The sequence below is a fragment of the Alkaliphilus peptidifermentans DSM 18978 genome, assembly GCF_900101495.1.
Lineage (GTDB): Bacteria > Bacillota > Clostridia > Peptostreptococcales > Natronincolaceae > Alkaliphilus_C > Alkaliphilus_C peptidifermentans.
Map to the genome: position 1 here is coordinate 1 of NZ_FMUS01000002.1, position 24,233 is coordinate 24,233.

General features: G+C 34.7%; 26 protein-coding genes and 1 tRNA gene. 1 reads left to right on the forward strand and 26 read right to left on the reverse strand.

Going from position 1 to position 24,233, the window contains the following annotated elements:
* Window positions 1-263 precede the first annotated feature (263 nt).
* The 21 genes from BLP68_RS01615 to BLP68_RS01710 form a co-directional block, all read right to left on the reverse strand.
* Window positions 264-1,616 carry a short-chain fatty acid transporter gene (locus BLP68_RS01615; protein ID WP_091539244.1) on the reverse strand — a complete coding sequence of 451 codons (1,353 nt, stop codon included), beginning with the start codon at window positions 1,614-1,616 and terminating at the stop codon, window positions 264-266.
* A 55-nt stretch (window positions 1,617-1,671) separates the two neighbouring features.
* Entirely contained in the window at window positions 1,672-2,331 is a 660-nt protein-coding gene (locus BLP68_RS01620) for a 3-oxoacid CoA-transferase subunit B (RefSeq protein ID WP_091539247.1), read from the reverse strand.
* On the reverse strand, window positions 2,331-2,984 hold the full coding sequence (gene atoD, locus BLP68_RS01625; protein WP_091539250.1) for an acetate CoA-transferase subunit alpha: 654 nt from the start codon (window positions 2,982-2,984) through the stop codon (window positions 2,331-2,333). The genes BLP68_RS01620 and atoD overlap by 1 nt, the downstream gene beginning before the upstream one ends.
* Before the next feature lie 14 nt (window positions 2,985-2,998).
* The gene (locus BLP68_RS01630) at window positions 2,999-4,180 is read right to left on the reverse strand and encodes an acetyl-CoA C-acetyltransferase (protein ID WP_091539252.1); all 1,182 of its coding nucleotides are present in this window, start codon (window positions 4,178-4,180) and stop codon (window positions 2,999-3,001) included.
* Between the two features lie 229 nt (window positions 4,181-4,409).
* Entirely contained in the window at window positions 4,410-5,444 is a 1,035-nt protein-coding gene (locus BLP68_RS01635; protein ID WP_242876881.1) for a sigma-54 interaction domain-containing protein, read from the reverse strand.
* Window positions 5,428-5,829, reverse strand: a complete 402-nt coding sequence (locus BLP68_RS22060; protein WP_242876882.1) for a PAS domain S-box protein — start codon at window positions 5,827-5,829, stop codon at window positions 5,428-5,430. Before BLP68_RS22060 ends, BLP68_RS01635 begins: the two co-directional genes overlap by 17 nt.
* Before the next feature lie 657 nt (window positions 5,830-6,486).
* Window positions 6,487-7,413 carry an RluA family pseudouridine synthase gene (locus tag BLP68_RS01640; RefSeq protein ID WP_091539254.1) on the reverse strand — a complete coding sequence of 309 codons (927 nt, stop codon included), beginning with the start codon at window positions 7,411-7,413 and terminating at the stop codon, window positions 6,487-6,489.
* Between the two features lie 2 nt (window positions 7,414-7,415).
* On the reverse strand, window positions 7,416-7,865 hold the full coding sequence (gene lspA, locus BLP68_RS01645; protein WP_091539257.1) for a signal peptidase II: 450 nt from the start codon (window positions 7,863-7,865) through the stop codon (window positions 7,416-7,418).
* A 97-nt stretch (window positions 7,866-7,962) separates the two neighbouring features.
* Window positions 7,963-8,643 (reverse strand): TraR/DksA C4-type zinc finger protein, encoded by a 681-nt coding sequence (locus BLP68_RS01650; RefSeq protein WP_091539259.1) that lies wholly within the window; start codon window positions 8,641-8,643, stop codon window positions 7,963-7,965.
* Window positions 8,644-8,655: 12 nt separating this feature from the next.
* The gene (locus BLP68_RS01655) at window positions 8,656-8,943 is read right to left on the reverse strand and encodes a DUF5665 domain-containing protein (protein WP_091539262.1); all 288 of its coding nucleotides are present in this window, start codon (window positions 8,941-8,943) and stop codon (window positions 8,656-8,658) included.
* 202 nt (window positions 8,944-9,145) lie between these two features.
* Window positions 9,146-9,976, reverse strand: coding sequence for a 3-deoxy-7-phosphoheptulonate synthase (aroF, locus tag BLP68_RS01660; RefSeq protein ID WP_091539265.1), 831 nt, complete (start codon window positions 9,974-9,976; stop codon window positions 9,146-9,148).
* Window positions 9,977-9,987: 11 nt separating this feature from the next.
* Window positions 9,988-10,689 (reverse strand): 5'-methylthioadenosine/adenosylhomocysteine nucleosidase, encoded by a 702-nt coding sequence (locus tag BLP68_RS01665; RefSeq protein ID WP_091539268.1) that lies wholly within the window; start codon window positions 10,687-10,689, stop codon window positions 9,988-9,990.
* Window positions 10,690-10,868: 179 nt separating this feature from the next.
* Window positions 10,869-11,330, reverse strand: a complete 462-nt coding sequence (locus tag BLP68_RS01670) for a DivIVA domain-containing protein (RefSeq protein ID WP_091539270.1) — start codon at window positions 11,328-11,330, stop codon at window positions 10,869-10,871.
* A 15-nt stretch (window positions 11,331-11,345) separates the two neighbouring features.
* Window positions 11,346-12,149 (reverse strand): YlmH family RNA-binding protein, encoded by an 804-nt coding sequence (locus tag BLP68_RS01675; protein ID WP_091539273.1) that lies wholly within the window; start codon window positions 12,147-12,149, stop codon window positions 11,346-11,348.
* 16 nt (window positions 12,150-12,165) lie between these two features.
* Entirely contained in the window at window positions 12,166-12,441 is a 276-nt protein-coding gene (locus tag BLP68_RS22370; protein WP_091539275.1) for a YggT family protein, read from the reverse strand.
* A 17-nt stretch (window positions 12,442-12,458) separates the two neighbouring features.
* Window positions 12,459-12,899 carry a cell division protein SepF gene (locus BLP68_RS01685; protein WP_091539277.1) on the reverse strand — a complete coding sequence of 147 codons (441 nt, stop codon included), beginning with the start codon at window positions 12,897-12,899 and terminating at the stop codon, window positions 12,459-12,461.
* A gap of 26 nt (window positions 12,900-12,925) precedes the next feature.
* Window positions 12,926-13,597, reverse strand: a complete 672-nt coding sequence (locus tag BLP68_RS01690) for a YggS family pyridoxal phosphate-dependent enzyme (protein ID WP_091539279.1) — start codon at window positions 13,595-13,597, stop codon at window positions 12,926-12,928.
* Window positions 13,598-13,614: 17 nt separating this feature from the next.
* Complete coding sequence (locus BLP68_RS01695; RefSeq protein ID WP_091539281.1) at window positions 13,615-14,895, reverse strand: biotin/lipoyl attachment domain-containing protein; 1,281 nt, start codon at window positions 14,893-14,895, stop codon at window positions 13,615-13,617.
* A 133-nt stretch (window positions 14,896-15,028) separates the two neighbouring features.
* A complete protein-coding gene (locus BLP68_RS01700; protein WP_091539284.1) occupies window positions 15,029-15,409 on the reverse strand; it encodes a hypothetical protein in 381 nt (126 codons plus the stop codon).
* 333 nt (window positions 15,410-15,742) lie between these two features.
* Entirely contained in the window at window positions 15,743-16,657 is a 915-nt protein-coding gene (locus BLP68_RS01705) for a DMT family transporter (protein WP_091539287.1), read from the reverse strand.
* 106 nt (window positions 16,658-16,763) lie between these two features.
* Window positions 16,764-17,747 (reverse strand): S41 family peptidase, encoded by a 984-nt coding sequence (locus tag BLP68_RS01710; protein WP_091539288.1) that lies wholly within the window; start codon window positions 17,745-17,747, stop codon window positions 16,764-16,766.
* A 203-nt stretch (window positions 17,748-17,950) separates the two neighbouring features.
* On the opposite strand from BLP68_RS01710, the gene BLP68_RS01715 reads away from it, so the two are divergent.
* Window positions 17,951-18,943: a dihydroorotate dehydrogenase-like protein gene (locus BLP68_RS01715; RefSeq protein ID WP_091539291.1), complete on the forward strand. Its 993-nt coding sequence runs from the start codon at window positions 17,951-17,953 to the stop codon at window positions 18,941-18,943.
* Window positions 18,944-19,058: 115 nt separating this feature from the next.
* Here the strand turns inward: BLP68_RS01715 and BLP68_RS01720 are convergent.
* The 5 genes from BLP68_RS01720 to der all read right to left on the reverse strand — a co-directional run bounded on the left by BLP68_RS01720 (window position 19,059) and on the right by der (window position 24,231).
* Window positions 19,059-19,135 (reverse strand) — tRNA-Pro (locus BLP68_RS01720).
* Window positions 19,136-19,301: 166 nt separating this feature from the next.
* Window positions 19,302-20,780, reverse strand: coding sequence for a stage IV sporulation protein A (spoIVA, locus tag BLP68_RS01725; protein ID WP_091539294.1), 1,479 nt, complete (start codon window positions 20,778-20,780; stop codon window positions 19,302-19,304).
* Window positions 20,781-21,273: 493 nt separating this feature from the next.
* Window positions 21,274-22,305 (reverse strand): NAD(P)H-dependent glycerol-3-phosphate dehydrogenase, encoded by a 1,032-nt coding sequence (locus tag BLP68_RS01730; protein WP_091539296.1) that lies wholly within the window; start codon window positions 22,303-22,305, stop codon window positions 21,274-21,276.
* The gene (gene plsY / locus BLP68_RS01735; protein ID WP_091539298.1) at window positions 22,306-22,905 is read right to left on the reverse strand and encodes a glycerol-3-phosphate 1-O-acyltransferase PlsY; all 600 of its coding nucleotides are present in this window, start codon (window positions 22,903-22,905) and stop codon (window positions 22,306-22,308) included. It abuts the gene before it with no gap.
* On the reverse strand, window positions 22,906-24,231 hold the full coding sequence (gene der / locus BLP68_RS01740; RefSeq protein ID WP_091539300.1) for a ribosome biogenesis GTPase Der: 1,326 nt from the start codon (window positions 24,229-24,231) through the stop codon (window positions 22,906-22,908).
* Between the last annotated feature and the right edge of the window lie 2 nt (window positions 24,232-24,233).

Here is a 24,233-nt window from a genome sequence, read left to right on the forward strand (position 1 = left end):
CTTTAGCTTTAGTAAGCATAATTCATCACCTCATTATACATATTCGACATCGATTGGATAAATCCTTTTTGAATAAAAAAAAATCCACCCTTTTCAGGTGGACTTTGTCAACAGTCTCAAAAAAAGTAAACCCGAACTAATTCGGGTTTACTTTTTTTGCTTGAAAATACCCTATCTAAAAAATCACTCATACATAAGAATTTTTTCCAAATTATCTTATGTTGACGACATTGCAAGTGCCTGTCCCATTGTCTTGCGATCCTTTATAGTATCAGTAAACATAAACTTACCACAACACCTACATAGATTAGATTTACTAAACAATAGCCCATAATATCTTTGGCTCCAAGTCCAGCGATACCTAATGCAGGGAGTGCCCAGAATGGCTGAATCATGTTGGTCCAAGCATCCCCCCAGGCAATGGCCATTGCTGTTTTTGCGGCATCTACACCTAGTTCAGCACCAGCCGGCATCATTATAGGAGCTTGAACTGCCCATTGTCCACCACCTGATGGTACAAAGAAGTTTACTATTCCAGCACTTAAGAAGCTGAAGAATGGGAATGTAGTGGTACTGGAAATACTAACAAAAGAATTGGACATCATAGCTGCTAAGGATAGACCTTCTGAATTGGCACCAGTCATCATACCCATGATACCTGCATAAAAAGGAAATTGGATGATGATTCCACCAGTACCTTTTGCTGCAGTAGCTACAGCGTTCAGGAATTTTCTTGGTGTCCAGTGTAGTATAATACCCATAAATAAGAATATGAAGTTTACAATATTTAAGTTTAGACTAAATCCATTATCTACAAAATATTTAAAAATAAAAACTAAACCCATAATTCCAATAATTAACGACAAAACTGGACTATTTTCCATTTTTTCAGCTGGAGTCATATTCTCTTTAGTAACTGCCAATTGATCTTCGTCTGCTTCCAATAATTCTGGGTTTACAGTTACTACATCTTCTGCTTTAGGATGCATAGCCTTGTTTAAAAAGGGAAGAGTTACCAATAGAATAAGAACTGGTACTAAGTTGAATAGTGCGAATATCGTGTCGCTGGTTGGAATTGGATCTGTGACAGCCCCTCTAGTCATATCAGCTAAATTTGAAGTCGCTGTTGCCAGTGTTAATGGAATTGAACCGGAGAAACCAGCATGCCAGATTACAAAGCCTGTGTATCCTGCAGCAATAAGTAAACGATAATCAACACCTTTTACTTTTTTTGCTAATTCTCTAGCATAAAGAGCCCCAATTACAAGACCGAATCCCCAATTGACCCAGGATGCAATTAAAGCAACCAATGTTACAGCAAAAATTGCGCCGCCTGGTGTTTTCGGAATGCTGGCAAGACCCCTTAGACCTTTTTTAATAATTGGAGCCTGAGCCAAGGTATGTCCTGTTACTAATACTAATGCCATTTGCATAGAAAATTGCAATAGGCTCCAGAAGCTTCCGCTCCAGTGTCCCACCATATCCTTAGGAGCTTGTCCAGTGAGAAATACCCCCATCATAAATACTATGATAGTTAGGATAACTGCAAACAAGAAGGGGTCTGGCAAATACTTTTGTACCAAATTAACGCATCCGTTAGTAAACTTTCTAAACATGTGAATAATACCTCCTTATATTTTTTCTTAGTAGGGCTGAGTACAGCCCCTAAGATTATACTTCCATTCTCTTTATGTTTTCAGGGATTATTAATTCTGCTTCAGTTGCTGCCACAACATCTTCAACTGTTGCCTCAGGCCCTAATTCTTTTAGTAGCAGGCCCTTTTCTGTTACTTCAATAACTGACATCTCAGTTATTATAAGGTTTACCTGATTAGCTGAAGTAAGGGGCAGTGTACATTGTTTAAGGATTTTATGATTACCCTTTGCTGTATGTTCCATGGCTACTATAACTTTTTTAGCCCCCACAACCAGATCCATAGCTCCACCCATGCCAGGTACCATCTTCCCTGGTATCATCCAGTTTGCTAGATTACCGTATTGATCTACTTGTAGAGCGCCTAAAACCGTCACATCCACATGACCTCCTCTGATTATCATAAAGGAAGTGGCACTGTCAAAAAAGGCACCTCCAGCTTTAATGGTAACTGGCATACCGCCAGCGTTTGTCAAATCCATATCCTCATCACCTGAAGAAGGGGCTGGACCTAATCCTAAAAATCCATTTTCAGATTGCAGGATTATATCTATATCTTCTGGTACATAATTGGCAACCAGAGTAGGTAAACCTATACCTAGATTTACAACATCACCATCATGTAATTCTTGAGCAACTCTTTTGGCTATTATTTCTCTTACTCTATGCTTATCCATCAATAACTACCCCCTACTATATAGTCAATAAATATACCTGGTGTCATGACATCATTAGGATTTATATCTCCCACCTCAACAATTTCCGTCGCTTCTACTATTACTATATCTGCAGCTGTTGCTATAATAGGGTTAAAGTTTCTAGTGGATTTTTCATAGTATACATTTCCTTTTTTATCAACCTTGGCTCCGGCTATAAGGGCTATGTCTGCCTTCAAGGGCAATTCTAAGAGATATTCCTTTCCATTAACAGTAATCTTCTCTTTGCCCTCTTCCACCACTGTGCCGATACCTGTAGGGGTTAAAAAACCTCCCAGACCTGCTCCTGCACATCTTATTCTTTCAACTAGAGTACCCTGTGGTATTAGTTCTACCTCTGTTTCTTTTTCGTTCATCTGTCTTCCTGTTTCAGGATTAGTCCCAATATGAGAGGTCATCACTTTTTTAATTTGTCTGGTTGCAATCAATCTTCCCAGACCATACTCTGTTGTAGATGTATCGTTAGCAATAACGGTAAGATCCTTTACTCCTTTTTCTAGTAGCATATCAATCATTTTGTGGGGTGTTCCACAACCCATAAAACCACCTATCATCACTGTAGAACCATCCTGTACCAACTCTACTGCTTCTTCAAATGTAACTATTTTTGCCATTTTAACACCTCCAATTATTGTCTTTCAATTACCATAGCCACACCTTGACCGCCACCGATACAAAGGGTTGCTAAACCAGTTTTGCTATCTCGTTTAAGCATCTCATAGATCAAAGTTGTTAATACTCTTGCACCAGATGCACCAATGGGGTGTCCCAGGGCAATTGCACCACCATTGACATTAACTTTTTCTGGGTCAAGCTTTAAGTCTTTAACTACTGCTAGAGATTGGGCTGCGAAGGCTTCATTTGCTTCCACTAAATCGATATCTTCAATAGTTAATCCTGCTTTTGCCAGAGCCTTTTCACTGGCTGGAACTGGACCATAACCCATAATTTTAGGATCTAGGGCTGCAGATCCATAGGATTTAATAGTTACCAATGGTTTTAGCCCAAGCTCATCTGCTTTTTCCTTTGACATAACCACCAGCATGGCGGCACCGTCGTTAATACCAGAGGCATTGCCTGCTGTTACTGTTCCATCCTTTTTAAAGGCTGGTCTCAATTTTCCTAGTTTTTCTATAGTTAATCCATGCTTAGGAAACTCATCTATATCCACAACTATCGGGTCTCCTTTTCTTTGTGGTATAACCACTGGAACAATTTCATTTTTAAATCTGCCTTCTTTTTGTGCCTTTTCAGCCTTATGTTGACTATTTAAAGCAAATTGATCCTGCTCTTCTCTTGTGAAATTCCATTTTTCTGCAATATTTTCAGCTGTAATACCCATATGGATATTATTAAAGGCATCAGTTAAGCCATCTAAAATCATAGTGTCAATTATTTCTCCATTTCCCATTTTATGACCCCATCTAGCTTTAGGAATAGTATATGGAGCATTGCTCATACTCTCAATTCCACCAGCAAGTACAACATCTGCATCTCCAAGCATAATAAATTGAGCTGCCATACTAATTGCCCTAAGTCCAGAGCCACATAATTTATTTATTGTCATTGCCGGTACTGTTTCAGGTATCTCAGACCCTATGGCTACCTGTCTTGCGGGATTTTGGCCAAGGCCCACAGATAATATATTTCCCACCAATACTTCGTCTATCATATCAGGTGTAATACCAGCTCTATTGATGGCTGCCTTTGCTGCTACTACCCCTAAATCTACAGCTGTAAGACTGGACAAGCTTCCTCCAAAATTTCCTATGGGTGTCCTTGCAGCACCCACTATTACAACCTCTCTCATATATCAAAAACCTCCCTTTAAATTAATTAATTGATTTAAGTGCAAGTAACGTGCCAAGATATATTACAGATGTTTCTTTAGGTATTAGTGTGTTGAATGTAGCGAATTTTCTACATCCAATTTTTTTGTAATATTAAATCAATTACAATCCCGTTATTTACAGTAATAAAGGCATGTAGATATTTTTCTACATGCCTTTACCGTGTGTATATATTTCGCTACATTAAGTTTAATCCATCAACTCTGTTAATTTGTATTTTTCAATTTTTTTATATAATGATGTACGGTGAATATCTAACATCTCTGCTGCTATAGTTTTACTACCATTAGCATCTCTAATGGCTCGCTTTATAGCATCTATTTCTGTTTTTTCAACCATATCCTTCAATGTTAATGATGGTTGACTTGAAGGTGTGGTACCTTTTTCATTAATATATTCTGGCAAATGCTCTGGTAAAATTATATTATAGGTTGCAAAGTACAATGCCCTTTCTAAGACATTTCTTAGTTCCCTTACATTTCCCGGCCAATTATGGCTCTTTAACCTATCACAAGCTTCACTTGACACTGTTTTGGGGGTTAGCTGTAAGTCAATAGCTAATTTACTCACCATTGTTTGAGCCAATAGTTCTATATCATCTATTCTTTCCCTTAAAGGTGGAATATCTATTTTTATAACATTTAAGCGGTAATATAGATCCCTTCGAAAAGTTCCCTTTTGTACGGATAATTCTAAGTTTTCATTACAAGAAGCAATAATCCTTACATCCAATTTTATCCTCTTATTACCCCCTACTCGCTCAAATTCTCTTGATTCTAAGACCCTTAACAGCTTTGATTGCAGGTTTATGGGCATTGATCCAATTTCGTCCAGTAAGATAGTTCCACCGTTAGCCAATTCAAATTTTCCTATTTTTCCACCCCGTTTTGCACCAGTAAATGCACCTTCTTCATAGCCAAAAACTTCTGATTCCAGAAGCTCTTTAGGTATGGCTGCACAGTTTAATGTCACGAAGTTTCCGTGTCTTCTTAAGCTTTCTTTATGAAAGGCATGAGCAAATAGCTCTTTTCCTGTGCCACTTTCTCCCTGGATAAGGACAGTGGAATTTGTCTTTGTTACTCTTTTGGCAATATCTTTTAATTCCATCATGATGGAGTTTTGAGTTATGATGTCTTCAAAGGAGTACCTTGCTTCGTACATTTTACTTAGTTCTCCTTTATATCTATCTATAGTATCCTCTAAGGCTTTAACTTTTTTTTGCAAGGGATTGCAATTCACTTGTATCACTAAATAGAATAGTTCCAGCAGCTCCTATAACACGTCCCTCTTTAATTATAGGTATTCTACTTGCTATTGCATGTTTGCCATTTATCTCTTGTATATCACATAGTTCTTTTCTTCCTGTCTTTACAACCATGTGTAGTCTAGTGTTTTCTATTACATCTTCAACATGTTTTCCCAGTACTTCCTCTTCTGGAATCCCAAAAAACTTTTCATAACTCCACTTTACAATATGCCCTTCACTATCAACTAATACCATACCATAGTAGGCATTATCTAAGAGCTCTTCCATCATAGCCATACTTTCTTTTAGTTTTTCCAGCTCCTGGACTTGTTCATTGTATAAGAAGCTTTTTTTTGTGACCAAGGCTTTCTCCCCCTTGCGACTTTTTTCATATATATTAATCATAGCATAGGGGCACACCAACCGTTATCAAAATATTAAATAATGGTAATTATTACTGTAAGATAAAAATAAATGAGATAAATCGAATATTAAAGCTTACTAATAATATTGGTATTGTGTTTTAAAATCTTAATATTAGGATATTTTTACTCTTCACTATTAGCTTCAAAATACTCCTCCATTAGATTCACCCTTTCCATTTACTGAAAATCTAAAATTACCTGGAGTAATATCAAAATAGCCTACCATTACAAACAAGAAAGCAGCTACGCTGCGTTAGACTGATGAAAAACCCCCATCTTCTTCGTTGCTTCGAAAACCTAGCACCCTTACGTATTACGTATACGCTGCAGTCGCTAGGTTTTCTTGCGCCTTGAATCTGCGGTTTTTTGATCAGTCTGCATTTTGATGACTTTGTCATCAACCTGAAGCAGCTACGCTGCGTCTTTGCTTTAGGAAAGTTTAGTTGATTAGGAAAGTTTCTTTCAGTTCATAAATCGAGGCTTCAATCGATTTTGAATTTTCAAAAAAAAGAGGATTCCATTTTAAAACCTGGAATCTCTCTATTACGTATTTGCTCTAATATCATTCATTGTATCCATGAAATGATATTATGCATTATTTCGTCTTCATTTTATTTCTGATAACAGTTAAAAGCTTCTCGAAATAAGCTGGAAGCACCGTCTCAAACTCCATATACTCACCTGAAGTGGGATGGTTAAATCCAAGAACCTTAGCGTGTAGCACCTGGCCCTTTAAATTAAACTTAGATGTTTTACCACCATAGGTATCATCCCCCAATAGTGGATGCTTAATATAGGAAAGATGCACTCTTATTTGATGTGTTCTACCAGTTTGTAGCTGTGCTTCAACATAAGTATAATCAATAAAACGTTCCATAACTCTAATATGTGTTACTGCATCTCTTCCACCACTAACGATAGCCATTTTCAGCCTATCATTGGGATTTCTTGCTATTGGAGCTTCAATTGTTGCCTGGTTTTCCTTAATATTCCCCATTGCAATGGCATGATATTTTCTTGTAATGGTATGCTCCTTCAACTGATCTGCCAGAGAACGATGAACAAAATCATTTTTTGCCACCACCAATAGACCAGATGTATCCTTATCAATTCTATGTACTATTCCAGGCCTTATAACTCCATTTATAGATGACAATCTACCTCTACAGTGATATAGTAGAGCATTGACTAATGTATTTTCATAATTCCCCGGTGCTGGGTGTACCACCATACCTTGAGGCTTGTTCACAACTAATAAATCATCGTCTTCAAAAACTATTTCCAGGGGAATATTTTGTGGCTCAATTGATAATTCTTTGGGTTCTGGGACCTTAAGCTCTATAATATCTCCTGTTTTTACCAAGTATCTATTCTTTTCTAAGGAACCATTTACCGTTACTAATTGGTCTTTGATTAATTTTTGAATATAGCTTCTGCTTAAATCTTCAAGCTGCTCTGCAAGAAGGACATCTAATCTTATTCCTTCCTCTTCCTCTGATACTAAAATTCTTTCTATATCCACACTTACAGCTCCTTTGGTTTTATGGAATCATAACGTAATATTATATAGGAGACAAGTATTGCACCTAAAATTATAGACATATCAGCAATATTAAATACTGGCCAAATTCTAAAGTCGAAAAAATCAACAACATATCCGAATCTTACACGATCTATAAGGTTTCCGACGGCTCCAGCAATAATAAATAATATTCCTATTCTTAGAATCGAATGCATTTCTTTATTCTTATATAAAAATATTAATAGCCCTATTACAGCAATTAATTTTGCTATTATAAAGAAAAGTCTTTGATTTGGTAAAATACCAAAGGCAGCCCCTATGTTTTCAACATATGTTAAATGAAATACATTTTGAATTATTGGTATTTCACCTATATATTGTAATGAATTGATTGCCCAATATTTTGTGATCTGATCTAATGCGATAACTATTAAAATTAATATATATATCATGAAACCCCACCCTTCTGTCTAATATCTTTACTGATTATATCATTATCAACAGAAAAAAGATACAAAAAGTACCTTTTTCTGAGTGTCACTGGATTATTTAAGGGTGCATTTTTTTGTCTTTTAAAGTTTCTTCAAGCTCATCATCCGGCAGCTGTTCAAGGTATTCATCCTCTGTAATTTTTTCTACTCCCTGAACAATACCTGGAGCATCGTCATCGAAAACCATAGAGAAGTCCATTGTAGAAAATGAAGGGTCATTTTTAACCTCATTAAATCTTGCAACTGCTTGATAAGCATCTTCACCATCAAACCCAGTGTAATCCTTTCCATCCATGTTTGTTCTTGAAAATGGAGGTGCAAGCAATTTTTCTTCAACCGGGCGTCCTCTATCTCCCTGCATAGCCTCTATTGGCATTTTATCCTTAGCGCATTCCATACATATATTGGCCTCTGGTAAAATCTCAAGCCTTTCCTCTGGAATAGTTTTCCCACACAAATTACAATCACCGTAGGTACCATTCTCTATTTTATCAAGAGCTCTATCTATTTCAGTAATATGATACCTTTCATGATTTTCTAGATTCCCCTGCATCTCCACCATAAACATTTCTGTCCCTAAATCTGCAGGATGATTATCATAGGCTGAAAGCTCCTCGGTATATTCTCTTATGGAGGCATGGGTTCCATGGTGATTTTCCATTTGCTTTAATGTTCTTAATGTATCAGCTTTTTCCTCCAATAATCGTTTTTTGAAGTATTTCAATTTTTCTTTATCCAAATCAACAACCTCCTATCTATAATTATCAATAATGTCTAATAAATCTGCAATTAATCTACCAATAAGGGGTAAATTTACCCATCCTTGCATCATATAAATTAATACCCCAACTAATATGGTAAAACCAATGCCCATACCAAAGCCGCGAATTAAGCCTAAAATAAAATTCATAAATATTAATCTGCCTGGCCGATTAATCATCATTACATATTCTGCAACCCTCATGTTATCCATTTTTCTTGAAAGACCTTCTATTATATTTTTATTTTTTTCTTCCTCTTTTTTATTATTATCCTTCATTTTGATCCTCCACTCTCAAAACTATTTTTCCCTTTTTAAGTGTTTTATAAGTATTTTTGAGGAAATCTTTTTATGGATAAAAAAGCAATAAGGATTTGACAATTGCCAAATCCTTATTGCTTATTTTATTTTAGGCCGACAGAGTCGTCGGCCACTACATCAAATATCTCTTTTCTTTTCTCTTTAATATTTCATTCTTTCATTACTCATTATTCATTACTAATTGTTTTTTTAAGTACTCATGTAACCTTCTTACACTCTTCATCAGATGGTTAAATTCTTCAAAGTGTAGTGATTGCTTCCCATCAGACAAAGCATGCTGAGGTTTAGGGTGTATTTCCACCATTATACCATGGGCGCCGGCTGCGATTGAAGCCAACGACATTGGGGCTATAAGCTCTTTTATACCTGTACCATGGCTGGGGTCGACTATAATTGGTAGAGATGACAGCTGTCTGACCAGAGGTACCACTGATAAATCCAAGGTATTTCTTGTATAGGTTTCAAAGGTGCGAATACCCCTTTCACAAAGTATAATTTCCTCATTACCCTCAGATGCTATATATTCTGCAGCCATCAACCATTCTTCAATGGAAGCAGCCATCCCTCTTTTCAGCATTATTGGTTTTTTGATCTTACCAATCTCCCTTAATAAGCTAAAGTTTTGCATATTTCTAGAACCAATTTGAATAATGTCTACATATTGGCAAACCATTTCCACCTCTCTTGTATCCATAACCTCTGATACAATGGGCATATCATATTTTTCTCCTGCTTCCTTTAAAAGCTTCAGTCCTTCTTCACCAAGTCCCTGAAATGAATAAGGTGATGTTCGGGGTTTAAAGGCTCCACCTCGTAATATTTGTCCACCAAAGGTCTTTACAGCTTCAGCAGTTTCCATAATTTGTTGTCTATTCTCAACAGCACAGGGCCCTGCAAAAACTACAAGAGCATCTCCACCCACTTCAACATTTTTTATCTTTATCTTTTTTTTATCTTCTTTATGCTTCTTATTAATTATCTTAAGTTCCATTCCTACTCCTCTTAGTTCATCTGTCTTAGCATATTCTTTACTATTTCCTTTGAATTAATTGCTGCCTCATCAACAAACTCATTAAAATTATCATGGGCAGAACCATCTGCCTTATCTGACATAGCTCTAATAATTACAAAGGGAACACTATTAACGTAAGCTGTATGACCAATTGCAGCTCCCTCCATCTCAGTACAAAAGCCCTTAAAATTATTCCATAGCTTATCCTTTAGTTGTGCACTACTAACAAATACATCACCAGAAATAATTCGTCCCTTATAAGCCTTACTATTCTTTAGTACTTTTTCTGCTGCATTATATGCCTTATTAAGCAGTTCCTCTGAAGCAGAAAAAACTGAAGTTTCCATTCTTGGAATTTCTCCTAAAGGGTAGCCAAAGCCTGTAACATCAAAGTCATGCTGCTGTACATCTGTTGATACAACCACATCTAATACATCTAGTTCTTCATGAATTGCCCCTGCTACACCTGTGTTAATTACCATTGAAACCCCAAGCTCACTAATTAATACCTGAGTGCATATTGCAGCATTCACTTTGCCTATTCCACATCTTACTAATACTATAGACTGATTTTCTAATACACCAATGAAGAATTCCATATTTGCAATTTGTTTAATTTCATGAATATTCATTTCTTCCTTTAATAATTGGATTTCTTCATCCATAGCACCAATAATACCAATTCTCTTCATATGTTTCTCCTCCTTTTATAATACCCTATTTTTTATATTCACTCTCATATATTATGTAAATACTGCTTGTATCCTAACATGAATAACATCATGACTATTATACAATAATTCTATAAAAATTATAAGCTATTCTTTTAAATGCAAAATCTCGTCCTACCATATCAGACGAGATTCATTATTTATTCATCGTTATCTATGTATTCACAATCATTTAATACAGCATCTAGCTGTGCTTGAAGCAAGGTTTTGTACCTGGTTTTAAATATATGCATTTGCTTCTTAACTTCATTATACTGTCCGTTTATTTCTGCTGTCTCTTTATGGGCATTTGCAATAATTTCCTTTGCTCTATTCTCAGCTTCTTGAATAATTAGTTCTGATTTTTTTAGTGCATTAGCCCTTAAATCCTCTGCTGCATTCTGTGCCACCACTAAGGTATTCTTCAGCGTCTCTTCAATAGTTTTGTACTGCTCAATTTTTTGACTTACCTTTTCAACATTTTCCTTTAATTCACTGTTTTCCTTATATAATTTTTCGTAATCGATCATTAATTGATCTAAAAATTCATCAACCTCGTCTTCCTTATAGCCACGTAAACCTTTTTTAAACTCCTTATTTTGAATATCTAAAGGCGTTAACATATGACACCTCCTGAATTATAATGGTTTTTTAAAAGATAGCTTTATTCTATCAGACCTTGTCCTACCACCGACTTCAGTAATATATACCCTTCCTTTACCTCTAACAGAAATTACATCGTCACACTTTATTTCATAGCCACTCTTTTTAATGATTTCCCAATTAACACTCACTAATTCTTTATTTATAATACTCTGCGCCACAGATCTTGATAGATTGTAGGCAGAACCCAATACTGCATCTAGCCTAAGGGAAGAGACATTCCCACTATACTCCTTGTAATCTAACCTTGGAACTAGTATATCATTATATGTTATTTCTTTGGTATTAACTCTACAATTTCCAACTTGATCAAGATTAAATAATATATAGTCCTTAAGATCCTCTTTTATGATGATTTGGCATACCTGCTGATTCGAGCCATCATCATGAACAAGAATATCACCTAATTTTTCCCGTTTTATCCCTAATCCTAGTATTGCTCCAAGATAATCTCTATGAGTACATTTGTTAAAGTGTGCACTACCCACAACCTCTATAGGAGCAATAGGTACATTTATTGATTCAGCCTCCATATAGTCTGGGAATATTGTAATTACCCTTCTTTCTGCTCCATCATAACCTCCATTAAAGATATAATTTATACCTTTTATACCTACTAAAATATTGATAATGGCTTTTCCATGATATGGGGTCAGAAAGTCAGTGGTACGAATAATGTGCTTATCTATAACGCTATTTACTTGATCAATTACCTTGACTGCAATTTGCTGTAATTCAATATCCTGAATATGCTGTGTATATCTTAGCTTGTCAATCAATCACGACACAACCTTTTTATAAGAATCTCAAAAGTACATTATAGAATAAAAAATTCAAAACAAAGATTGCAAGGATTGGTGAGAAATCTAACATTCCGCTGTATCCAAAGACATTATATATTAGATGCCTAATGGGTGATAAAACTGGTTCAGTTACGGTAAAAATAAATTGAACTATTGGGTTCCTTGGGCTTGGGTTAATCCAAGTCATTAATACCCTCACAAGTATTAAAAGGTTTACCAGTCTGATTAAATAATGTAATGCATAAATAATATCCAAACGAGAAAACAAGTTATCACTCCTCTATTCTATTTCTGCCAAGGAAAAACTCCCTTGTTTTTTAATTCATCCTTAATATTTCCTGCTATATCAACATTATTCGGTGCTAGGATAAAAATTCCATGTGAAACCTTTTGAATATTTCCATCTAAAGCATATATGGCACCATTTAAGAAGTCAAAAAATTTCCTAGCCAGCTCAGGTTCTATATTTTCTAAATTTATAATTACAGGCTTTCTACTTTTTAAATTATCTACTATGCTTGGTGCTTCGTCAAAGCTACTTGGTTCGTATATTACTACCTTCATTTGACTTTTAGTATGAATATTAACTACCTTATTTTTCTTATTACTATTCATGGTATGTAGCTCTTCTTGTTCTATTTCCACCTCTTCATTTAACTCATCTTCCTCTTCAAAAACATCCAAGCCAATAAAATACTTCACCTTATCCATTATTTTCCCTGACATATTTATAAACCTCCTCTAATTTTATATTATGAGAAAATAGCACTTCCTACTCGAATAATATTGGCACCTTCCTCCAATGCAACCTTGTAATCATTAGACATGCCCATCGATAAATAATCCATATGTACCTTCTGGAAAGGCATCAACTTAATTTCTTCCGACAGCTCCTTAAGACCTCTAAAATATTTTCTAACGTCTTCTGAATCTTCTACATAGGGTGCCATAGTCATAAGCCCAACTATCTTTACATAACTAAGCTTATCAAGCTTTTCTAGTAATGGCTTAACCTCTTTAGGGGCAAGGCCATACTTTGATTCTTCTCCTGATATATTAACTTCAACTAAGCAATTTATCTCTCTTTCAATTTTACCAGCCCTTTTTTCTATTTCTAAAGCCAATTCATAGGAATCCAGAGAATGAATTAAGTCGACCTTATCAACTATATATTTAACCTTATTTTTTTGAAGATGCCCTATTAAATGCCACTTAACCTGCCCTCCAAGAATATCATATTTTTTTAATAGCTCTTGTACTCGATTCTCACCGATGTCAGTTACTCCTAAGTTAATGGCCTCTTGAATTTCATCTGATGATACTGTTTTTGTAACCGCAACTAGTGTTACATTTTTATCTAATGCTTTAGAAACAGAAGATTGTATATCAGCATTTATTCTTTCCAAATTGGTTTTAATATTCAAAGAATAACAACCTCCTTTTATCGAATTTTTTGTCCATCTATTGCCTTATCTCCAATCAATAGAATTTCATCATACATATTAATGGTATTTACTCTTTTGGTTTCATTTGATTCTTTATTTACCTCTTGAAAAGTACCATTATGAACTACTGAGAACTCGTGATTTTTTCCCTTTACTTGAATTGGAATAAATCTTACGAATCCGTTTACATCTATTCTATAAACACCTTCTCTACCCTCTATATTTACTATAGCAGAATTCGGAATAATAACACCTTCATAATGCTGTGTTATTAAGTCGATTTGCATTGTTCTTTCATCAAGGTAACCTTCCATCGCCTCTGAAAGATCAAATATCGCAATACCACCTTCATCCTCTAAAACAGTTTTTCTTAGGACAGCTTTATATAGTCTCTCATCTTCATGTTTTCTAAAATAATACTGCCGTCCTTCTACCAAATTCTCTAATTGTTCTGTTTCAAGCTGACAGAAGATACTCCAGCGATGATTAGTAACCATCCGAATAACAGGCGTACCCATTTTAATATCTTCTTCCTCTATATCTAGCTTAGCCTTTTTAAACAGTTCTAAATCCGATATAGATATTTTTTCAATAGATTTAAGGGTGATTAAGTCCTCAAGCCCATCACTACCAAATGCAACAAAACCAGCTGAATTACTATATATAACCTGCAGGTCCGACTTTACTCTTTCCTCAAGTGCTCTTTTCTCTTCTAACAGTTGATTTAGATTTCTACCTGAGAAGCTATCTTCTCCTGCAATAATATTTTTCTTTTCAGCTAACTCCTGTAGGATGCTTTCATATTTCGATACATTGCTATATGTGCCCTCATCGATTTCTTTCTGTAAAAGCTTCATAATTGTTTTAATATCTTTTTCAATGTTATCAATATCTTTATTAAATATAGAACCTTCCTCTTGCTTACTTTGAATATTCTTTATCCTCAAATTTACTATTTCTAATTCTTCTACAGTTTTTTCATCTAAATTTTCTAAATATACCTCTGCGAGCTTTTGACCCTTAGCAACCTTTTCTCCTGAAGTGACAAAGTATCTTACTTCACCTTCTCCAAAGCTTGTATAAATCTTTTCTTCACGAGCTAAAATTCCTGTTATGGGGATAATTTCCTCTATTGTACCATATTCAGTTACATATGTTTGATAGCTAGATGACCCAATAGTTGGAAAAAACCTTGACAAAAAATACAAAGAAATTATTGAAATTATTACTATTCTAAACAATACCTTTTTTATTTTTTTCTGTTTCTTCTTCTGCAACAATACCACCTGCCAAATTTACTCTGTATAATAATTCTTCATATACTGCAAAAGTCCTTCATCTAATAATCATAATTTATAATACTTCAGTACTAAAAGATGTAAATAAATAAAAGCCCCTTAAAGAGGCTTTCTAAAAGTAATTGAAGAATTTTCCATATCGACTAATTATCTTCAACTTTTTTATTGAATTGACCTTTAGGTTTTTAACACCCTGGGGGCTTATAATGGATATACTATTTTCTTTTTTTATTACACCCAGTACAGTGCCCTTAATTCTTGCAGAATTCTCTAGTAAAACCTTTACCTCATCTCCTGCCATAATTTCGATTGTCCCCAGCATAAAATGTTTAATATCTACTCTGTTGAGGTCTTCAGGTTCTAGATTTTTATAATCCAGAAAAATGATTTGATTACTTAAATAGTACTTCTCTTTGATTACAGTAAAAGCATAACCCAATAGAAACAAGGCAAAAAGTGTATATGCAATTAGCAGTAAGCTATCTATTATCACAAAATCACATCCTTACCATGATGTTTTATACTGATTAAGTGAGCTACAAGTATATTATATCATATTTTTGCAATACTCAAAATATAATAAACCTAAAATTAATGGATTTCTACTAAAAGTGCTAATAATCCAAAAAAACACCCTATAAGCAATGAAAATACCAACACTGATTGAAATATTTCTATAATAGAATAACAATTTACTGATTGAGCTAGAATATTTAGTTCATTACTATCATATCTGATCCTACCCTTATTAACCCTTTGCATAAGCATCATCCTTTGGCAATAACAGTTAGTCTATCAATAATATTATATTAGCAATGGACAAGGATTATTCTTGCTCTTTTAAATGTTCCATATTAACAACTTTATTTGCTTGCTCTTTACTATCCTGTACCAACAGAACTGCTGTCAAAACAAGTAATATGCCAATAAACTGCCAAAGAGCAAGGGATTCCTTGAAGTATAATACTCCTACTAAGGTAGCCACTACAGGCTCAACTGTAGCCGTAATAGATGCCCTGCTGGGCTCTATCTGTGATAGCCCTTTGGTATAAAATATATAGGCAAGGGCTGTAGGAATAAGTCCTAGCCCTATAACATATAACCAACTAATTCCTTCATTAAATTCTGCAGTCATTCTCCATAATCCACTAAAAGGAAAGATAGCTATACTAGCAAGAAGAAAGGTATATGTAGTGGTTGTTAGAGTAGAATACTTATTTAGAGCTGCTTTTCCAAAAATACTATAGAGGGCATATCCAAAGCCTGAGCCTAACCCCACCACAAGCCCATATAAAGAAATATTTTCTCCTGGAGTATATCCTATAACCAAAATAATCCCTATTAATGTAACCAGTAAAGAAAACAGTTTCTTTTTGGTAAAATACTCTTTAAATATAATACGAGAAAGTATTGTAACAAAGGCAGGTGCAGTATAGAGTAAAATTACAGCTATTGTCAGAGAGGTTTCTTCCATTGCGGTGAAGTAGCACCAGCTGAAAAAAACGATACTGAATATTCCTGTGCCTACAAAATATATAGAGTCTTTTAATTTAATAATTAATTGCTTTCTATCCTTAAAGTAAACATAGGTTAATAATATTATGGCTGCTGTTAATATCCTTAGGGTAACAATTTGCAGTGCTGAAAATCCAATTTCACTTAACCCTCTGACAAAAATTCCTATATGTCCCCACAAGGCAGCTCCTACTATAATCCATATATATGCAAATTTAATCTTCATGTGATACCTCTCTTTAGCCAGTTTATAATTCTTACCCACTTTTTTATAAACTGCTATAATAATATAAGACAATATATAATTTAAAAAACTACACTTTATTTATATACTATTTTCTTTCAGTATTTATAATTTCTTTAACAATTAATAAGTAATCTTCTAAAGTATACAGCTTTTCATCCTTATATTCTAAAAGATAACTCTGCAGATCAACAGCTGTCTGGTTTTCTACGTACCATTCATATGTTACAACAGAAAATGTGTAATTATGATCTAGGTTTTTATGCTCCAGCTGTGCTACTGCTTTTCCTGACGTTTTTTTTCCTATTAGTCTGACATTATCCATATTTAATAGCATAGTTAGGGCAAAAATTTCTGAGGCAGAGGCACTATCTTCATTTAACAGAATAAATATCTTCTCAAAGGAGCTATTGCTCTTTTCCTTAGTTATAAAGGATCTTATTTCACCCTTTCCCTCTAAACGAAAGGCTTCAATTCCTTCTGGCAAAAAAAAGTCAACTATACTCAATAATTCCAACAGATTACCCCCTACATTATCCCTTAAGTCGATGATTAAAATCCGATGATTATTGTCCATTAGGAGATCACGCAAGATACCCGACACATTTTCCTTGAAGTTATAAATTCTCATATAATTGTTATTTAAATCAATAATTCTATTTTCAACAATCCCTCCAGTAGGGGGTTTTGGATTAATTGAAAAATATGTGTATGGATCTCCAGCATTTCTTGCCACATCCTTTACAAATAAGTTAAACTGGAGCATTGAGATTGAGTTTTTTTCTAGTAATTTCGCTCTCTTACTTTGATAATATTCTGTTTCAAAAACATTTTGATGTAAATAGTTATCTTCAAAATAATTAATTAGTTCTACAGCTTCGTGATTCTCTAATCTTCCTCCGGCTAGCAAAGAGCTTAAGGAGCTGAAAAGTGGAGGTAAAACAAAAGTAAAAATTATAGCTATTACTAGCAAAATACTCAGTATTCTGTAAACACCTTTACTACTGGGCTGATTTATTTCTTCATCAAACAGCTCTTCATTAACCTGATTTTCTTCTTCTCTATCCTTCATGGTAATCACCTGCCTTCATATCAAGTAACTAATCTCTTATTCTTTATAATACATAAAGATTCCTTTAATTTAATACTAACAATATTAAGCATTTTTCTTTTATTTTAAAGCCTTTATTTTAAAGCATAAAATGCTTTTGTTCTTTCTTTATGTTTATTTAACTGAAATTTAGGTATCAGTTTAATAAAGCAAGGAGGATTATTATGATAAACCTAAAAACAAATTATATGGGCCTAGAACTAAAAAATCCTATTATTGTAGGTGCTTGCTCACTATCGAGAGATATAGATATTTTGAAAAAGCTAGAAGCTTCTGGAGCCGCTGCAATTGTTATAAAATCACTGTTTGAGGAAGAAATCCAGCTTAGCACCTTTCAATTTAATGAGGATATAAAGAGATTTGATGATATTCATGCTGAGATGACATCCATTTACCCAGACATTAAACATAGCGGACCAAAGGAGCATTTGTACTTTATAAAAAAAGCTAAGGAAGCCCTTACTATTCCCGTTATTGCCAGTCTAAATGCTGTAAATCTATCTACTTGGATAAAATATTCAAAGGCATTGGAGGAAGTAGGCGCAGATGCATTAGAATTAAACTTCTATTCTCTACCTAAGGAAATGAATATTTCTGGTGACACTATTGAAAAGGAACAGATAGAAATATTGAAGGCAGTTAAGAAGACTGTAGAAATCCCAGTATCTGTTAAGCTAAGCCCTTATTATTCCAGTATATCTCATTTTACCCATCAGCTGGATGAAGAAAAGGTAGATGGTCTAATTCTATTTAACAGATTATTTCAGCCAGAAATAGATATACATGAAGAAAAAGAAAAAATGTCATTTGAATTCTCCACCACTAAAGATCATCAATTACCTCTAAGATGGACTGCATTACTAAGTAAAAAATTAAAGACTTCTATTATCAGTAGTACAGGAATTATGTCTGCTGATGATGTTATTAAAATGATTTTTGCTGGTGCTACGGGAGTTCAAATGGTCAGCGCCCTATATAAAAATAATATTGAATATGTTGAGGAAGTTATTATAGGTATAGAAGAATGGATGAAGGAGAAGGGTTATGTATCATTGGATGACTTTAGAGGAAAGTTAGCAAAAGGTAACATCAGTGATCCTTGGGCATATGAAAGAAGCCAGTATATCAAAATTTTACTATCTAATCAGCCCCTTTAGCAGCTTTATTAACAATTTATTGATTAACAAAAGAAATAATAAAACATAAAAAAATCCAGTATTCTTGGCGTACATAAATATACGTCAAGCTACTGGATTTTTCTTATTAATTTTTTGGTCGGAGCGACAGGACTTGAACCTGCGGCCTCATGACCCCCAGTCATGCGTTCTACCAAGCTGAACTACGCCCCGAAATCTGATACTAGCATCTTAAAATGTACTACATAAATTTAGTCCAGTTATTAGTGCTACAAATAATATTGTATGAGGAAATTAGCTATTTGTCAAGGTCTTTTTAAAATGAATTGGGGTATATCACTATACCCCGGCCCTTTGCTATTAGTATTTGCAATTTTTTTTATAATATGATGGCTATTAGTCCACCGCTACCATCATTTATAATTTTTTGTAAGGTTTTCTGTAGTTTAATTCTTGTATCTTCAGGCATCATGTATAGTTTATTTTGAAGCTGCTCTTTAACTAAATCATGTAGGGTCTTGCCAAACATATTTGTGTCCCAAAGAGTTTCTGGATTCTGTTCAAACTCCTCCAGTAGGAACTTAACCAGCTCTTCGCTTTGTTTTTCAGTACCTACTACAGGTGATACCTCTGTAGAAATATCAGCCCTTATAAAGTGAAGGGATGGTGCGTTTGCCCTAAGCTTAACCCCAAATTGATTACCCTGTCTAAATATTTCGGGCTCTTCTAATGTTAATTCATCTAAAGCAGGTGGTACTAGTCCGTAGCCTATATTCATAACGTCATTTAGTGCTTTTTCCACCTTACTATATTCCCGCTTAGCTCGTGCCAGCTCAATTACTAAGCCAATCAGCTGATGATCACCCTCTATTGTGTAGCCAGTCTTTTCCTCTAAAACCTTGTAGAATAGATGTTCAGATGTTGTTAAGTCAATTAAGGCAGAGCCTTCTCCCATTCTAATGGTTTCAATTCCTACCTTCTTAATATTTTCTATTTCTTTAAGTCGACTAACCATATTATCTATGTCTCTTAACCTTTTCATTTCCTGAGCTGCTTCTTTTATTTCATTAAATATAGAAGCCTTTAACCAGTGGCTAGATTCTATACTTTCCAACCAACCAGGAAGATTAATATTTACCTCGGTTATAGGGAACTCAAATAGAATTTGCTCTAAAATATTATGAATTCCATCCATATCCAGCTTTGCACAATCCTCAATTATTACAGGAACTTGATATTTCTCCTCTAAGCTATCCCTTAAGGCTCTGGTTGAATCTTCAAATGGAGTCTTTGTATTGAGGATAATAACAAATGGTTTTTTTATTGCCTTTAATTCGCTAATAACTCTTTCCTCTGCCTCAATATAGCTTTCTCTATCGATGTCAGTTATTGACCCATCTGTTGTTACTACGAAGCCTATTGTTGAATGCTCTTGAATAACCTTTTTTGTTCCTATTTCAGCCGCCTCTTCAAATGGTATTTGCTTTTCAAACCAAGGGGTATTTACCATTCTCGGTTTGCCATCCTCTTGATGGCCAATTGCTCCTTTTACTAAATATCCTACGCAATCTATCATCCTCATTCTAAAGGATGCGTTTTCCTTTAGTATTAGTTCTACAGCCTCATTAGGGACAAACTTGGGTTCTGTAGTTGTTATAGTTTTTCCAGTTCCGCTTTGGGGTAATTCATCCTTGGCACGTTCTTTTTTATAGGTATTTTCTATATTGGGTAAAACAAATAAATCCATCACTCGCTTAATAAGCGTTGATTTTCCGGTTCTAACAGGTCCAACTACCCCTATATAAATATCTCCCTGTGTCCGCTGGGCTATATCCCTATAAATGTCGAAATTTTCCATACTCTTTCCCTCCTTTTAGCTTCATTATGATTTATAAATAATACATGTCTAACATTATAAATATATTGATTACAGGTATATATTATGACAAATCACTCCCCCTAAAACTGCTTAATACTTTATATTTTTCTTTAGGGTAAATTATGCCTATTACTTTTTTTATAACTAATTCTCAATATAATAAAAATCCCAATCGGTAGATTGGGATTTACTATATATATTCTTTTTATTAGCTTTCTAATTTTCTTAAAACTAAAAGGCGGACAGAGTCGTCCTCCCTTTAGTATTAGTTCTTATTTACGGTTTTCAATTTTCAATTTTCAATTCTCAATTTTGTCTCTTAATTCTTAACTCTTAACTCTCAATTCTTAACTCTTAACTCTTAACTCTTAACTCTTAACTCTTAATTCTTAATTCTTTAGTTTTGCTTTTATTCTTTCCATTCAACATTCAACATTCAACATTCAACATTCAAAATTTATTACTGTTTCTTCTACCAATTTAAATTAGCGTCTTCTACAATCTCTTCCATCTCATGGGTACGATCCCTTGACATTAAATTAGTCACTGCTTCTCTGGCGTTACTTCCTTCATATATTACCTTATATATTTCTTTTGTTATTGGCATCTCTATCCCATGCTTTATAGATAATTTATATGCAGCTTTAGTGGTGCTAACTCCTTCAACCACCATGCCAATTTTCTTTAGTGTTTCCTCGATTGTGTTACCTTCTCCTATTAAAATCCCGGCTCTTCTATTACGACTATGCATACTTGTACAGGTTACAATTAAATCACCTATACCTGTAAGACCTGCAAAGGTGGCTAAATTGGCCCCCATTTGACTTCCAAGTCTGGCAATTTCCCTAATGCCTCTAGTCATCAAGGCAGCTTTTGCATTATCTCCAAAGCCTAACCCGTCTGATATTCCAGCACCAAAGGCAATTACATTTTTCAAGGCGCCTCCTAATTCCACACCAATTAAATCTGGATTTGTATATACTCTAAAGCTTTTAGTAATAAAAACATCCTGTACAAGCTCAGCAATGTCTCTTTTTTCAGAGGCCACTGCCAATGTTGTGGGCATGTTTTTACATACCTCTTCTGCATGGGAAGGTCCAGAAAGGGCCGCAAAGGGGTTTTGGGGCAACTCTTCCTTTACCACTTCAGATATTCTCATTAAAGAATTCTGTTCTAATCCTTTAGCTGCATTTATAATGACTTGATTTGAGCTTAAAAACTTTTTTGTATTTTGAATTACTCCTCTAATAGCTTGGGAAGGAATCGTCAGTACAATTAGCTCAGAACCAGTAACAGCCTCCTCAATATCAGTAAAAAGCTTAAGATTGTTTGGTATCGCTATTCCAGGTAAATATTTAGGGTTTTCCCTTGTTGAGCAAATGTTCTGGAATTGATCCTCATCCTTCATCCATAAATTTACCTTATGTCCTTTTTCGTGTAGCAATAGACTTAGGGCTGTTCCCCAGCTTCCTGCTCCCAAAACGGTTATTTTGTTGCTATTCAATTATAACCCTCCTTTTGTCTTTGAGCCTGATGATATTTTGCTTTCAGTACCATTAATTAGTCGTTTAATATTTGATCTATGTCTATAAATTGCCATAATCGATAAAAATAAACCGAATAAAAAGTAATTAGTCCCATGAAAAATAAAAACAAAGGGAAGTAAACTTATAGCTGATACTGAGGCCAGCGATACATACTTAAAACGAAATAGAATTATAACACCAATAATTATACAAATAAGTGCTGATAATGGTTGAACGAATAAACCAACCCCTATAGAAGTAGCAATTCCCTTTCCACCTTTAAATTTCAATGCTACAGGCCAATTATGACCTATTATAACAGCTATACCACATAGCAGCATAAGGCTTTCACCACCAAAGCGTCGGCCTAAATAAACAGCTAATATGCCCTTAAGACTATCACCTAGGAATGCCCAGGCTCCAGCCTTAAGACCTAATGTTCTAAATACGTTAGTGGACCCAGCATTACCACTGCCATAATTGCGTATATCAATATTGGCAGCTATTTTGCCTACAAAATACGATGTTGAAAAATTACCTAGTAAATACGCGATAAAAATCCAAATCAAATAATCCACTTATTTCCCTCCTTTATCCTTTTCCCGAAGAATAAATCGTATTGGTGTTCCTTCAAAGCCGTAGTTTTGACGTATCTGGTTCTCTATGTATCTTAGATAAGAAAAATGCATTAATTCTTTGTCATTTATGAAAAGTATAAAAGTCGGTGGCTTAACAGCGGCTTGGGTTCCATAAAAAATCTTTAACCTTTTTCCTTTATCTGAAGGCGGTTGATTTAGTAAAACTGCCTCACCTATAATCTCATTTAGGTTACCTGTAGGTATTCTCATAGCATTTTGATTTGCTACAAACTTCACGGTCTCCAATACTTGCTTCATCCGCTGTCCTGACATAGCAGATACAAATAGAAGGGGTGCATATGAAAGATACGCCAATTCATTACGAATTTCTTTTGTAAATTCTTTCATTGTATGGGTATCCTTTTCAATCAAGTCCCATTTATTAACAACTATAATCATACCTTTACCATTCTCATGACTATAACCCGCTATTTTTTTATCCTGTTCGGTAACCCCTTCAGTTGAGTCTATAACCAAAAGGCAAACATCTGCCCTTTCTACAGCTGTAAAAGCACGTATAACACTGTACTTTTCAATATTCTCTTTTATTTTACTACGTCTTCTTATTCCTGCAGTATCAATAAGCAAATACTTATCTTCTCCATCAGTAAAAGGTGTATCAATTGCATCTCGAGTTGTTCCTGCAATATCACTAACAATCACTCTATTTTCCCCTAGAATATGATTGATCATGGAAGATTTACCTACGTTAGGCTTTCCTATGATGGCAACCTTAATAACTTCATCTTCATCTTTGTCCGCCTTTTCATCTGGGAAATGTGCTACAACTGCATCTAATAGATCTCCTATGTTGTAGGCTGCAGTAGAAGATATTTCCACCGGTTCATCCATTCCTAATTCAAAGAAATCATAGTAATATGGAGAATGCTCCACTGTATCTACTTTATTTAATGTTAATACAACAGGCTTATGTGCCTTCCTAAGCATGGAAGCAACTTCTCTATCTGTTCCAGTTAAGCCCTCTTTACCATCCACCATGAAAATAATAACATCAGCAGTTTCAATAGCAATCTCTGCCTGGTTACGCATTTGAGATAAGATGGTTTCCTTTGATTCAGGCTCTATTCCACCTGTATCTATTAATGTAAATACATTGTTTAGCCATTCTGCCTCTGCATAAATACGATCCCTTGTTACTCCTGGCTGATCTTCAACAATAGAAATACGTTTACCTGCAATTCTATTAAATAGTGTAGATTTTCCTACATTTGGTCTTCCTACAATAGCTACTACTGGCTTTGCCATAA